Annotated in this window: 14 protein-coding genes; 4 read left to right on the top strand and 10 right to left on the bottom strand. The window is 37.4% G+C overall.

The annotated features are described in order from the left end of the window. Positions 1–2 precede the first annotated feature (2 nt). Both RYH73_RS12540 and mtaB read right to left on the bottom strand, forming a co-directional pair. Positions 3–533 (bottom strand): C40 family peptidase, encoded by a 531-nt coding sequence (locus RYH73_RS12540; protein ID WP_335313778.1) that lies wholly within the window; start codon positions 531–533, stop codon positions 3–5. A gap of 81 nt (positions 534–614) precedes the next feature. Next, the gene (gene mtaB / locus RYH73_RS12545; RefSeq protein WP_335313779.1) at positions 615–1,934 is read right to left on the bottom strand and encodes a tRNA (N(6)-L-threonylcarbamoyladenosine(37)-C(2))-methylthiotransferase MtaB; all 1,320 of its coding nucleotides are present in this window, start codon (positions 1,932–1,934) and stop codon (positions 615–617) included. Between the two features lie 365 nt (positions 1,935–2,299). On the opposite strand from mtaB, the gene mqnC reads away from it, so the two are divergent. The 4 genes from mqnC to RYH73_RS12565 all read left to right on the top strand — a co-directional run bounded on the left by mqnC (position 2,300) and on the right by RYH73_RS12565 (position 5,504). Continuing rightward, positions 2,300–3,424: a cyclic dehypoxanthinyl futalosine synthase gene (gene mqnC / locus RYH73_RS12550; protein WP_335313780.1), complete on the top strand. Its 1,125-nt coding sequence runs from the start codon at positions 2,300–2,302 to the stop codon at positions 3,422–3,424. A gap of 17 nt (positions 3,425–3,441) precedes the next feature. Further along, complete coding sequence (gene scpB / locus RYH73_RS12555) at positions 3,442–4,002, top strand: SMC-Scp complex subunit ScpB (RefSeq protein WP_335313781.1); 561 nt, start codon at positions 3,442–3,444, stop codon at positions 4,000–4,002. Positions 4,003–4,117: 115 nt separating this feature from the next. After that, positions 4,118–4,312 carry a hypothetical protein gene (locus RYH73_RS12560; protein WP_335313782.1) on the top strand — a complete coding sequence of 65 codons (195 nt, stop codon included), beginning with the start codon at positions 4,118–4,120 and terminating at the stop codon, positions 4,310–4,312. A gap of 82 nt (positions 4,313–4,394) precedes the next feature. Then, complete coding sequence (locus tag RYH73_RS12565; protein WP_335313783.1) at positions 4,395–5,504, top strand: GNAT family N-acetyltransferase; 1,110 nt, start codon at positions 4,395–4,397, stop codon at positions 5,502–5,504. 16 nt (positions 5,505–5,520) lie between these two features. On the opposite strand, the gene RYH73_RS12570 is transcribed toward RYH73_RS12565, so the two are convergent. The 8 genes from RYH73_RS12570 to RYH73_RS12605 all read right to left on the bottom strand — a co-directional run bounded on the left by RYH73_RS12570 (position 5,521) and on the right by RYH73_RS12605 (position 13,004). Further along, positions 5,521–5,859, bottom strand: coding sequence for a helix-turn-helix domain-containing protein (locus RYH73_RS12570; protein ID WP_013666313.1), 339 nt, complete (start codon positions 5,857–5,859; stop codon positions 5,521–5,523). A gap of 232 nt (positions 5,860–6,091) precedes the next feature. Continuing rightward, the gene (locus RYH73_RS12575; protein WP_335313784.1) at positions 6,092–7,453 is read right to left on the bottom strand and encodes a UDP-N-acetylmuramate--L-alanine ligase; all 1,362 of its coding nucleotides are present in this window, start codon (positions 7,451–7,453) and stop codon (positions 6,092–6,094) included. After that, positions 7,435–8,310 carry a 50S ribosomal protein L11 methyltransferase gene (gene prmA, locus RYH73_RS12580; protein ID WP_335313785.1) on the bottom strand — a complete coding sequence of 292 codons (876 nt, stop codon included), beginning with the start codon at positions 8,308–8,310 and terminating at the stop codon, positions 7,435–7,437. The genes RYH73_RS12575 and prmA overlap by 19 nt, the downstream gene beginning before the upstream one ends. A 61-nt stretch (positions 8,311–8,371) precedes the next feature. Then, positions 8,372–9,136 carry a triose-phosphate isomerase gene (gene tpiA, locus RYH73_RS12585; RefSeq protein ID WP_335313786.1) on the bottom strand — a complete coding sequence of 255 codons (765 nt, stop codon included), beginning with the start codon at positions 9,134–9,136 and terminating at the stop codon, positions 8,372–8,374. A gap of 6 nt (positions 9,137–9,142) precedes the next feature. Beyond that, on the bottom strand, positions 9,143–10,333 hold the full coding sequence (locus RYH73_RS12590) for a putative sugar nucleotidyl transferase (RefSeq protein WP_335313787.1): 1,191 nt from the start codon (positions 10,331–10,333) through the stop codon (positions 9,143–9,145). A 100-nt stretch (positions 10,334–10,433) separates the two neighbouring features. Beyond that, positions 10,434–10,682 carry a type B 50S ribosomal protein L31 gene (locus RYH73_RS12595; protein ID WP_013666308.1) on the bottom strand — a complete coding sequence of 83 codons (249 nt, stop codon included), beginning with the start codon at positions 10,680–10,682 and terminating at the stop codon, positions 10,434–10,436. 172 nt (positions 10,683–10,854) lie between these two features. After that, positions 10,855–11,934 (bottom strand): DUF3810 domain-containing protein, encoded by a 1,080-nt coding sequence (locus RYH73_RS12600; RefSeq protein WP_335313788.1) that lies wholly within the window; start codon positions 11,932–11,934, stop codon positions 10,855–10,857. A gap of 14 nt (positions 11,935–11,948) precedes the next feature. After that, positions 11,949–13,004 (bottom strand): nucleoid-associated protein, encoded by a 1,056-nt coding sequence (locus RYH73_RS12605; protein ID WP_335313789.1) that lies wholly within the window; start codon positions 13,002–13,004, stop codon positions 11,949–11,951. Between the last annotated feature and the right edge of the window lie 16 nt (positions 13,005–13,020).

The following is a 13,020-nucleotide window of genomic DNA, read 5'->3' on the forward strand; positions in this document are numbered from 1 at the left end:
ATTTATTTAACCGTTCCAGCTCTTTTGAAAGACTTATAGTACCAGCTATCCTTTAAATTACTTATAATGACTCCTTTCGACGTGGAAGCATGAACAAACTTACCGTTATGTAGATAGATGCCCACATGGTTTATTCTTGAACTTCCAAAGCTAAAAAAAACTAAATCCCCTTCCTTCAGCTGTTTCTCATACTTTCTTTTAATAGCATCAGCTTGGTCTTCCGAACTTCTTGGAAGGTTCTTACCGTAAATCTCGCTCATTAACATCGCTGCAAAACCCGAGCAATCTACCCCATTTTTTGTTGTTCCCCCATAAGCGTATGGCGTACCTATCCAATCGTTTATAAATCGATAAAGTTTTTCATTTTTAAGGTCACGAGCATCAACGTCCAATAAGTTGGCATAATCTGCAAGCAGGTTCCCTGAGCTGACATAAAGCCCTGATCTACCCGAAACATCTGTTAAAATATCTCCTCGCTTTTTATGGTAATTTTTATGTGTTAAAACGGGTGATATTCCTCTTTTCCTACTCAAACAGCTTGTCAAAGTTCCCGTCAATATGATAGATAGAAAAATAAAGGTTATATTTCGAACCGAAAGGTACATATATAATTCTTAATGTATCACGAAGGATGCTAGCTCCTCTACCTCTACATCTCCCTCATTACTTATATCCGTTAATCTAACTGCTTTTATTTCATTTACAAGTAAAGGATCATATTTTGCACGTACCTTAATATAGTTCTTTGAAAAGCCATGCATATACCCATCTTTTACATCACCTTCAAAAAGCACTTCGGCCGTATTTCCCAGTTGTCCTTTGTAAAATGCTCTTCTCTTTTTTTCCGATAAGATATGCAGCATTTTGCTTCTTTCTGATCTCGCACTTCCGGGTATCGCTCCTTCCATCTGCGCAGCTATTGTATTAGCTCTTTCCGAATAGGTAAATACATGTAAATAGGAAATATCCAAGCTATTTAAAAATTCGTAAGTATGCAGAAAATCTTCCCGTGTTTCCCCCGGGAATCCAACAATAACGTCCACACCAATACAACAGTCAGGCATAAGACTTTTGATTCTTTCTACTCTTTCAACATAAAGTTCTCGCTTGTACCGTCTACGCATTAATCCTAATATTTTATTAGACCCCGATTGCAGAGGCATATGAAAATGAGGTACAAATCGTTTAGAAGTAGCTACAAAGTCAATAATTTCATCACTCAGCAAATTGGGTTCGATAGATGAAATACGAAACCGATCAATTCCTTCGACATGATCTAACTTTTTAATCAAATCTAAAAACCGATCTTCCCTTTTTCCCTCTCTAATACCAAAATCACCAATATTAACCCCAGTCAATACAATCTCTTTCACCCCTGAAGTGGCGATATCTTCAGCTTGCTTAACCAGCGACTCAATCGTTCCACTTCTGCTAGTTCCGCGCGCCAGCGGTATGGTGCAAAAAGTACAGGAATAATCACAACCGTCCTGTACCTTTAAGAAGGTTCTGGTTCTATCTCCAAAAGAAAAAGCGGGGACAAATACGTTGGTTTCTTCAATAGGCGAATTATGCACAATTGTTTTTTTCTGCTTAGTTAGGTCGTTGATATGTTCAATGATGTTGAATTTTTCAGCGGCACCAAGGACCATGTCGACTCCTGGAATTTCGGCAATCTCCCTGGGTTTTAACTGGGCATAACATCCCACAATTGTAATATAGGCCGCTGGAGAATATTTCAAAGCCTCTCTTACCACTTTCCTACACTTTTTATCTGCATTGTCCGTTACAGAACAGGTATTAATAACATAGACATCCGCACCTTCATTGAAAGGCACAGATTGATAACCCGCATCTTGAAAAATCCGTCCGATGGAAGAAGTTTCAGAGAAGTTAAGTTTGCAGCCAAGTGTATAAAATGCTACTTTCTTATTCATTTAACTAGCTTTTGCGTTTAAAATGCAAGTTGATGTTGCTTCATCCTATTTTTCTAATTTGGGATGACAGACACTGCTCAAATCTTACGTAAACATCTTTTGTATGCCTTTGATCAATGCTTCAAATCAGTGGCAAAAATACATTTTTCTTTAAGCATATTACAAGAACCCCCTTAGTTTTTGCGTAAAACAATTCGTTTAGATGCGGTTATGACAAACATCAGACATCGCAAGTACATAAAACCAAGTCTCATATTCGAACGTTCGTTAGGATTGGATATCCTAACAAAATTAGCTAAGTTTGCATAGTCTACCGTGCATGAATACGCGAAAAGTAAGCTTGCAATTATAATTAGGCATTTTCGATGAATACTACACAAATACTTCAAAAGGCCCGCAATTTTGATTTTTTGTCAAAAGACGAGGGTTTATATCTATACCAGCATGCCTCAACTGCTGAGTTAAGTTATGTTGCCAATGAGCTTCGAAAGCGACAAGTTCCCCATGGGAAGGTGACCTGGCAAATTGATAGAAACGTGAATACAACCAATGTTTGTATTGCCAACTGTAAATTTTGCAATTTCTTTAGAAGACCGGGACACGAAGAAAGCTATATTACGGACATTGATACCTACAAAAGAAAAATCGAAGAAACGATACGCTATGGTGGAGATCAACTATTATTGCAAGGTGGGCATCATCCTGATCTTGGTCTGAGCTTTTATACCAATTTGTTCAAGCAGTTAAAGGAATTATACCCAACGATAAAACTGCACTCGCTTGGCCCCCCGGAAATTGCACATATTGCCAAGCTGGAAAACATGAGTCATTTAGACGTCCTCCGTGCACTTAAAGATGCCGGCTTAGATTCTCTTCCGGGAGCAGGTGCAGAAATATTGAATGATCGTGTTAGGCGTTTAATTTCAAAGGGTAAATGTGGGGGAAAAGAATGGTTAGATGTCATGCGAGCCGCGCATCAAATTAACCTACCAACCTCTGCTACGATGATGTTTGGGCATATAGAGACAATTGAGGAGCGCTTCGAACATCTCGTTTGGATACGAGATGTGCAACACGAAAAACCGAAGGATGCTTATGGCTTTATCGCCTTCATACCTTGGCCTTTCCAAGATGATGGTACACTGTTAAAGAAAGTTCGTGGAATTACCAATAATGTAAGTGGCGAAGAATATATACGAATGATCGCCTTGAGTAGAATCATGCTTCCTAATATAAAAAACATCCAAGCTTCTTGGTTAACAGTTGGGAAACGAATTGCCCAACTTTGCTTACATGCAGGAGCCAATGATTTTGGATCAATCATGATCGAAGAGAACGTCGTTTCTGCGGCAGGCGCACCACATCGATTTACATCGCGTTCCATACAAGACGCGATAAAAGAGGCTGGTTTCGAACCGCAACTGCGTACACAAAAATATGATTTTAGAGAGATCCCCGCAGGCATCCAAGAGCAAATTATCGACTATTAATAATAGATTAAAATTTCATGGAGAACTTTGTACAGCATATAGAGGCGTTAATCTTTGCTTCTGAACAGAGTGTGGAAATTTTTGATATTAAACAAGTTCTTCGCGATGCCTTAGAGCTTGAATTATCGAATGAACAAATAGAAGAAGCGATTAAAACAATCACGTTAAAATATGCAAACGACGCATTTGCCATTCAACTGTATGCTATCAATAACGGTTATCAATTCTTAACAAAAAAAGAATACAACAAGATTGTTAATCAACTTCAAATCCATCGATCGAAGAAAAAATTGAGTCAGGCCGCACTTGAAACACTGGCAATCATAGCTTATAGACAACCAATTACCAAGCTTGAAATAGAGCAAATAAGAGGTGTGAGCTGCGATTATTCCATACAAAAGTTGCTGGAAAAAGATCTGATACAAATCAGTGGCAAATCAGAATCAATTGGCAAACCGCTTTTATATTCAACCAGTAAAATGTTTATGGACTATTTCGGCATCAATTCAACAGCCGATTTACCAAAATTAAAAGACATTTTGACGGAAGAACAAAGTATAGGTGAATCAACTGAATAACTACTATTTTTTTGTATTATTTTTTCAATAAATTACTTGACTGTTTTAAAATCTTTGTAATTTTATCAGCACAAAACCAAACAATATAAAACAAGCGTAACTAGTAGAATTGGAAATGAAAACGCCAAAAAAGACAGACAAAAAAATTGGATCAAATAATCCAGCAAAAAAAGCGGGTAAATCAGGTATCAAGCCTAATGATTCAAAACCAAAAAGACGTTTTGACGATGAAGATGAAGATGACTTCGATTTTAATGATTTGGATAACTTTGACAATTTCGACGATTTTGACGATGATGACGACTATTAGTCGCGCAATCGCCGTATTATAAAATATAAAGCACTTAGTATGTTATACTGGGTGCTTTTTTATTAATGATTTTGGGGAAAGAATGATAATCCAGGTAAACGATAAAAAACAAGAAAAACAGTTTCTAGATGTTCCGAAAAATATATATAAGGATGATAACAACTGGATCTGCCCATTAGACGACGATATACGTCAAATCTTTAACCCTCAAAAGAACAACTTTCATAAAAATGGTGAGTGTATCCGATGGCTATTATTAAAAGACAACCAACCCATCGGAAGAATAGCAGCTTTTATCAATCATGAGAAGATTCATAAATCAGAAAACCCGGTAGGTGGCATTGGTTTTTTTGAATGTATAGATAATCAGGAGGCAGCAAATGAGCTTTTTAATACTGCAAAAAAATGGCTTGGGGATAAAGGGATGAAGGCAATGGATGGTCCCATCAATTTCGGGGAAAATGATAATTTCTGGGGCTTGTTAGTTGATGGATTTACGCCACCATCTTATGGCATGAATTATCACAAACCTTATTATTTAAACCTTTTTACCCGCTATGGTTTTAACATCCTATATGAACAGATCACGAATTATTTAGAGGTTAACAAACCCTTTCCAGAACGCTTTACCCGTATTGCTAATTGGGTTATGGAAAAACCGGGATATACCTTTAAACCTTTTGAAAAAAACAATTTACAAGCTTTCGCCAAGGATTTCATGGAAATCTATAATGATGCATGGGAAAATTTCGAGAATTTTCAACCTATTAAAATGCAAACAATCCTGGAATCTTTCAAAAAGATGAAGTTAATTATGGATGGGCATTTGATCTGGTTTGCTTATGTTAATAATGAACCCGCTTCCTTTATCTTGATATTGCCTGATGCTAATCAATTGATAAAAGACTTTAACGGGAAAATGAATTGGTTAAACGGCATTCGATTTTTATTGAACAAGCGTAAAGTAAATCGTATGCGGGCTATTGTGATGGGAACAAAAAAAGCTTATCAAAAGCACGGATTGGAATCTGTTCTTTTTATAAAGCTAAAAGAGTATGTGTTGCCGCTTAAGCAATTTGAAGAATTGGAACTCTCTTGGGTAGGTGATTTCAATAAGGAAATGCTATCAATTCACAAAGCTACGGGAGCTCAATTCGGAAAGAAACACGCTACATTAAGATATGTATTTTAATGTCAGCGTGTTCCTATCATTTAGCATATAGTTTTCTCAATTCTTCGTAGAGCTCGATCACCTTCTTTTGTAGTTCAATGACTTCATTATTTCTTTCTTGAAGTTTTTTATTGGCAGCCTCTAAATCCGAATTGTATTTTTTTTGCTCATCAGCATCGTTAAAATTTAAAAGTTGCACCACCGTCATGTCAAAGAGCTTGGCGATTTGCTGAAGTCTCGAAAGATTAATGTCGGTTATACCGGTCTCAATTTTAGAAAAAGCGGGAATAGATATGTCCAATCTTTTAGCAACATCCTCTTGGCTCCACCCATTTTGATGCCGCAGCAATCTTATTTTTTTTCCTAAAGATTTCATTTGTAGATAATTTGTTTTTTTACGGTCTCATGACTACCTGTCGGTATACAGGGAACCGTACATGATCCAAAATGATTTATTTTCATAATCTTTTGTCTTTCCATTAATCACGTAGGTTTCATTCGACTATTCTTTACATGTGTGTTAGCTTGACCCATAGACAACGAGTATACAGGGAGAAGAAGGTATTAACCAATTGTCGTACTTACTATATCAAATATATATATAATTTTTAAAAATTAAAAAACTTATCTGATAAGTTAACTAGATTTATACCACCGAAGTTTCCAGAGCTCATAAAAAGCAAATTTTTGCCAACTGGATTTGATTGGCTGACGTACGTATCTATATCCTGTACATTGTTTAAATAAATTATATCATCTCTATTAAAGGCTTTCTTAATAGTTAACGCGTCAATCGGCTTTATATTTTTTTGTCTGAATGAGTGCTGATCGATAAATACAATGGCTTCGTCAGCTTGCCTCATAGTATCACGATACTCGTACAAGAACTCCTCGTTTAAACTACTAAATGTATGTAGTTCAATAATCGCAACTAACTTACTATCTGGGTATTGCTCCTTTACAGCATCAATAGACGCTCTAACCTTTGAAGGTGAATGAGCAAAATCTTTGTAAACAACACTACCTGCATAATCTGCCACATATTCCAATCTCCTTGAAGCACCTTTAAAACTACCGATCGCTTTATAAAAATCTTCTCTGCCTATCCCCAACCATTCGCAGGTTGTAAAAGCCCCTGCCAAATTCGAAAGGTTATGTTTTCCGAATATCTGTAAAGCCGTTTCTCCATTTGCTGTTTTAAGATAACTTACCCCTTTATTAATAGTAAAATCGGGCAGTTTGTATCCATGTTTATTGATCTTAGAAGTATCTTTAGACACCAGGTTTTGCACCTCTTTATCGTCTTTATTATACACCAGTGTACCTTTTTCTTCTATACTTTCGATAAAAAGCTTAAATTGTTCAAGGTACTCTTGAAAAGTTGGAAATACGTTGATATGATCCCAGGCAATGCCGCTTATCAGAGCTATATTAGCATGATAAAGTAAAAATTTTGGCCTTCTGTCAACTGCAGAAGCTAAATATTCATCGCCTTCAATAATGATCAAAGGCGCGTCCTTTGTGATCTTGACCATCGTTTCGAACCCATCAAGTTTAGCACCAACAACGTAGTCAAACTCCTTTCCCAGTACTTTTAGTACATGCATAATCATCGAGGTAATAGTGGTTTTTCCATGACTGCCTCCGATAACAACACGGGTTTTTTCTTTAGATTGTTCGTAAATATAGGCGGGATAAGAATAAATCTGCAAACCAAGTTCTTGCGCCCTGACAAGTTCTGGATTGTCCACCTTTGCATGCATACCCAGTACAACGGCATTAATATCTTCCGTAATCCGTTCAGGATGCCAACCTAATTCTTCCGGCATCAGGCCGTTTTTTGTCAAATTAGTTCTCGAAGGCTCGTATATAAAGTCGTCTGAGCCACTTACAAGATAACCTTTGTTTGCTAATGCTATGGCCAAATTATGCATAACACTTCCGCCAATAGCTATAAAATGGACGCGCATATTATATTCTTTCTTTTATGGTTCTGTTCAAATTTTGCTGCAACCCAATTATCTTTTACCTTTTTTTCCGAGAAAATTATATTCAGTTTATTCGCGGCCTCTGCTAACTGGTTTAAATCGTCCCCATCATAAAAACCACTCAAAAATAGCTGGCCATGCGGTTTTAAAACAGCTGAATAAACCTCCAATTGGTCTAACAATATATTTCTATTGATGTTTGCGAGGATCAAGTCATACGGTTCGTGTGGAATCACTTCTTTCGATCCGCAAAGTACCTCTATAACAGAAACTTGATTCAACTCAACATTTTCCTTAACACTTTCATAGCAAACGGGATCATAATCAATTGCTACGACCCTTTCTGCGCCAATCTTCGCTGCCAAAATAGCAAGTATACCGGTACCACATCCCATATCCAGTACACGCTTTCCTGCAACACTGCTCTCCAACAGATATTCCATCATGAGTGAGGTTGTTTGATGATGCCCAGTACCGAAAGCCATTTTTGGATCTATAATAACCTCATATTCAAAATCGGGCTCAGGTTCATGAAAGGTGGCACGAACGTAGCAACGCTTATCGATGATAATCGGCTCAAAATTGCTTTCCCAAACTGCATTCCAGTTTCTAGGACTAATCTCTTGACGACTATAAGAGACGTGGAAGTTTTCGGGCAAGGTGAGCAACAAATTTTCAACAGCTACGAGATCCAATGATGCACTGGCAATATAAGCTTTAAAACCCAAGGCAGTATCTTCGAACGTATCAAAGCCTAAAGCAGCTAAATCATTAATAAACAGATCTCTTTGCCATCCCTCTTCTCCCACACAAACAAAAGTAAGTTCGCTATAGTCCATTTTATCAAATAAAAAAGGTTTCCGAATTTGATCAATTGGAAACCCTTTCAAAAATACACAATTAGTTAAAAACCTTCACTATATCGGTGAAGTCTCTCGATTTCAATGAAGCTCCACCTATTAATCCCCCATCGATATCCGGTTGCGAAAATAAGTCGGGTGCATTTTTTGGATTACAGCTCCCGCCATATAGAATACTGGTTTCGTCTGCTACAGCGGAACCATATTTAGCTTCTACTTCTTTTCTAATAAAGGCATGCACTTCCTGTGCTTGCTCAGGGCTTGCAGTTAGCCCCGTACCGATTGCCCAAACCGGCTCATAGGCAAGAATTATTTTGGAAAAATCACTTTCTGAAAGATGGAAAACACCTTTTTCCAACTGTTTTTTGATAACATCAAAAAATTCTCCTGATTCACGCTCCTCTTTTGTTTCTCCGATACAAAAAATGGGGACTAGATTATGGGTAAGCGCTATATTTACTTTTTTTGCCAATAACTCATCGGACTCACCAAAATACGCCCTTCTTTCAGAATGCCCCAATATTACATAGGCAGCACCAGTCGAACGCACTTGTTTTGCAGAGACCTCCCCTGTGTACGCACCTGCATCTTCTTGGTGAATATTCTGAGCTCCCACAAACACATTTTTGTGCTCGTTCGTTAAAGAAGCGATAGAATGTAAATGGATAAAAGGACTACAAACGATTATTTGCTGATTACCAATAACTTCATCTTTTACCATATTTGCCACTTCAGAAAAAAGGCTTATTCCTTCTTGGTAACCCAAGTTCATCTTCCAATTACCGGCAACAATTTTTTTTCGCATGATTGATTAAATTTTATTATTTCTCTGTTTTGATGTTATCTGAAAAACTTTACGTAAAATGGATGCTTCTATAGGGTCAAATTTACAATTACGCCTGGCAAAAACCAACTCTGCTGTCTCAAACATTTTTTCCAAGGCATAAACACTTGCACCTTTTCCGATACCCCAAGAAAAATCGGGAACAAAGGTAGGTGGTGCTTCACTTCCAAAGATACTCGCAGCGACACCAACTACGGTGCCTGTATTAAAAGCCGTATTAATTGCGCATTTTGCGTGGTCCGCCATGATTAGCCCGCAAAATTGCATATGTGTATCACGATAAGCATCCTCTCCATAATGATATAGCTTCACATTTTTATAGTTATTCTTTAAGTTGGAATTGTTGGTATCCGCTCCCCAATTACACCACTCCCCCATAACACCACTTCCAAAGTAACCTTCGTGCCCTTTGGAAGAATTTCCCCAAATCAAACAGGTGTTTAACTCTCCTCCAACGCGACAACCAGGACCGACAGTTACATTATTATAGATCTTTGCGCCCAATTTAACCTGCGAATTTTCTCCCAATGAAAAGGGTCCACGAATTAAAGCCCCCTCCCATATTTCACTGTTCTTTCCTAGATAAACGGGTCCTTTCAAGGTATTGATCGTGCAAAATTCAGCCGATACACCCTCTTCTATAAAAATTGCTTCACCTAGCAAACTGACCGTCGAACTTATATTAGCAGAACTCCTTCCTTTTGTTAATAGGTTAAAATCTTTTACTATTTCGGATCCATTTTGTAAAAAAATATCTTCTGGATAGCGGAGGGAAGTATAAGCCCTTTCATAAACGATCGGTTTATAATCTGAGAAATCGCGCTCTTTGGTCCAATGTGCTCCGTCAGCTTTAGCAGCGATAAATCGCTTACTTTCAACTAATTTCTCACCTATTCTAAGCCGTTCCAACGCTGCACATAAAGCTTCATCCGGACAAACACCGCCATTAACGATTAAAACTTCTCCGCTTGTAGTTGATAAAGGATATTTTCCTTGTAGATAGTCGGCAGTAAGGTAAGAAACCGAAACATCCATCCATTTTTCCCATTTTTCGGCGATCGTTAACGTTCCAACTCGAAGATTACCAATAGGTCTGGTTAAACTTAAAGGATATAAATTGATGCGCTGTTCCGGATAGTCATATAAAACGATATGCATAAAATAAAAATTAGTGATTCGGATGTTCCGCTAGTATGGGACTAAAATAAAAAAAGTCCCGATAAAATTATCGAGACTCTATTTTATTAATTGAACCGGTTTACTTTTTATTATAACGGTTACGGAACTTATCAATACGTCCTGCGGTATCAACTAACTTCATCTTACCAGTGTAGAAGGGGTGAGAAGTATGGGAAATTTCTAATTTCACCAAAGGATATTCTTGACCATCTTCCCATTGGATAGTCTCTTTCGTGTCGATACAAGACTTAGTTATAAAGGCATAGTCGTTTGACATGTCTTTAAACACCACTAGTCTGTAATTTGATGGATGCAAATCTTTCTTCATTATGATAACCAGTTTACTAACATCATATCTCTCTTCGTCATTTTTACAGTCGTGGTAAATAATAGCAAAGGTAACGATGTATATATTTTCTAATTGTTAATTTCGTTTAAGGCTGCAAAGATAGTTATTAAAACAAATCAAACAAAATATATCAACTAATTTTTCCACATTATTAAAAATCAATTGCTGTCTTCCTTTTCCATGCTATCAACAATTTTGTCATTCTACTATACCGCTTCAATCCCTCCGGTTGGTTGTTTATTTGGAGATACTCGTTGTAAAATTTGGAACTGGCATGCGTTAAGATACCATCGAATTGCCTCCAATAGCGTTCTTCATCTTTTGCGTCTTTCAAAACAACCGGATCTATCAATTTTAGCATATTGAAATAAGCGTCCCGATCCTGAAAAGCAAGTTGATTAAGCAGCATAAAAACGGCATGATAATAGGCGGCATACTGAAAAAGTGGATCCTTACTTTCAGCACATAATATAAAACCTATTAAATTAGCCTCGTCTTCAAATCCGATGCCCGCTTGATGACTAAGCTCATGACAGGCCGTAAAGGGTTTTGAAAAGATAGGCATCGAAGTATTTACCTGTGCTTCTTGTGTAAAAGGGTTGAAATACCCCGCTACTCCAGTGTAATTAACATGAAGATTTGTAATCGGTTTTTTTATCGTCGGCAAATAGCCAAAAATATACGATTGCACAGTACTATTGCCGGATATGAGATTTTGGGCCTTTAGAAAAATCTCCTGATTTGAAATCTGCAGATCACGCTCCGTCAACTGATTCCGAAAAGAGTTTGCCCGTTCAATACATAATGCGGTAGTTTCCAATAATTCGCAAGTTTCCCCTTTTTCCATTTGCAGCCCCATTCTTTTCTCAAGTGGCAATCTAAAATAATTCATACCCCAGAAAAGATAAAAGCAAACAATTAAAATTAAAACTATATTTAGTGCTTGTAAGGTTTGAACGAGGGCGGCTGAATAATTTTTTCTAATAAGACAAACAACTATTTTAGTTGAACAGGTAAAGAAAAAAAAGGCGCAAAGAAGGTATAGACAATCTCCTAAACTAAAAGGAATCCATACGGTGATTGATTGCCCGACAATAGCAAAAACAGGGAACAGTTTCCCGCTGTAAAATCGCTCAACGAGATCGCTATGCGTCGATAGCCACCCAAAAAGAACTAACATCAGCAAGGGGACAGCGCCTCGTTTAAGTTGTTGAGCAATCTTTTTTCTCATTTCAAAATATACTATTAGCTCTCTTGCTCAAAGTAGAGCTTATAGAAATTTTTACCTTTTTCATCGTCAAAACCTTTCTCAATATATTCCCGCTTGCCGTGGATATAGACATGAAAATTCTTATCTAACTTTAAGATAGATTTGAAAATTTTCGAGTCCTTTTTAACCGCTTGGCCTGAAATCTCAAAACCATCTCCGATTGCTAGATCATGTGCTTCTTCAAAACTTGCCTTATAGTCCTTGAATAACGTAATAGCTTCCGGATTACCGAGCACTTCTTCTGAAAACTCATCTAACTGAAAAACATCCTTTTCCTTAAAATAGGCAGCAGAACGATTTAATAGATCAATTTTATCTGCCCGCTCCATTTCAAAAGCCTCCTCCAGTTTTTCGTTCACAAAAGTCTTGCAGACTTGCATTAAATTACCTGTTTGATGAAAGCTATCATTTCTAACAGTCACTTGCATAAAATCATCTTTCCAATAAACGGCCTCATTCTGCCGATTTGTTTGATCTACTGCCAACACCTTATACCCTTCTTCCTTTTCTGTATCAACGATTAGACAACCTTTATCGAGCTTATGAATATTAATGGCTTCTTCCTCATAGTCTACTTTAAAGGCTCCCTGTTCGGGGTAAACTTTCAAATAGGTTTCCTTGGTTTCCGATTTGAAAATGCCGACACCTCGTAGGATTTCCCCTTCTAATTGCACTTGTTCAAATTGTGCAATATACACTTCACCTGCTTTTATCTTCGGATGATTGGACGATTCGTACAAATGTTTAGTAATCTGCTGGCTCACGGAATGAAAGTCAGTTTCCCCTTCAAAAAACAGCTGTACAAAATGATAAAGTTCATTCAACCTTCGATCCCCGCTACTATGATTCAATCTATAGACCTCATTCACCTTTTCGAAAGGCGTTAGAAAATATTGCATTAATAATTTTGGCAACAGCTCATCCCCGAGATGCAACGGTTGTTCGGAAAGAATATAATGCTCATCCAACGTTTTATTTCCAACACGATGGATAGACAGCTGCGTTAAAGAAGCTTCAAAGAATGATAACATAGTTTTTTTGATGTAA

The organism is Olivibacter sp. CPCC 100613 (assembly GCF_036959255.1).
Classification (GTDB): Bacteria; Bacteroidota; Bacteroidia; order Sphingobacteriales; family Sphingobacteriaceae; genus Olivibacter.

Excerpts from the sequence above, each read along its gene's own strand:
- RYH73_RS12575 (WP_335313784.1), bottom strand. The coding sequence starts at position 7,453 with ATGCGCGTCCATTTTATAGCTATTGGCGGAAGTGTTATGCATAATTTG.
- RYH73_RS12590 (WP_335313787.1), bottom strand. The coding sequence starts at position 10,333 with ATGCATATCGTTTTATATGACTATCCGGAACAGCGCATCAATTTATAT.
- mqnC (WP_335313780.1), top strand. The coding sequence starts at position 2,300 with ATGAATACTACACAAATACTTCAAAAGGCCCGCAATTTTGATTTTTTG.
- RYH73_RS12560 (WP_335313782.1), top strand. The coding sequence starts at position 4,118 with ATGAAAACGCCAAAAAAGACAGACAAAAAAATTGGATCAAATAATCCA.
- RYH73_RS12600 (WP_335313788.1), bottom strand. The coding sequence starts at position 11,934 with ATGAGAAAAAAGATTGCTCAACAACTTAAACGAGGCGCTGTCCCCTTG.
- RYH73_RS12565 (WP_335313783.1), top strand. The coding sequence starts at position 4,395 with ATGATAATCCAGGTAAACGATAAAAAACAAGAAAAACAGTTTCTAGAT.
- tpiA (WP_335313786.1), bottom strand. The coding sequence starts at position 9,136 with ATGCGAAAAAAAATTGTTGCCGGTAATTGGAAGATGAACTTGGGTTAC.
- RYH73_RS12605 (WP_335313789.1), bottom strand. The coding sequence starts at position 13,004 with ATGTTATCATTCTTTGAAGCTTCTTTAACGCAGCTGTCTATCCATCGT.
- prmA (WP_335313785.1), bottom strand. The coding sequence starts at position 8,310 with ATGGACTATAGCGAACTTACTTTTGTTTGTGTGGGAGAAGAGGGATGG.
- scpB (WP_335313781.1), top strand. The coding sequence starts at position 3,442 with ATGGAGAACTTTGTACAGCATATAGAGGCGTTAATCTTTGCTTCTGAA.
- RYH73_RS12570 (WP_013666313.1), bottom strand. The coding sequence starts at position 5,859 with ATGAAATCTTTAGGAAAAAAAATAAGATTGCTGCGGCATCAAAATGGG.
- mtaB (WP_335313779.1), bottom strand. The coding sequence starts at position 1,934 with ATGAATAAGAAAGTAGCATTTTATACACTTGGCTGCAAACTTAACTTC.
- RYH73_RS12595 (WP_013666308.1), bottom strand. The coding sequence starts at position 10,682 with ATGAAGAAAGATTTGCATCCATCAAATTACAGACTAGTGGTGTTTAAA.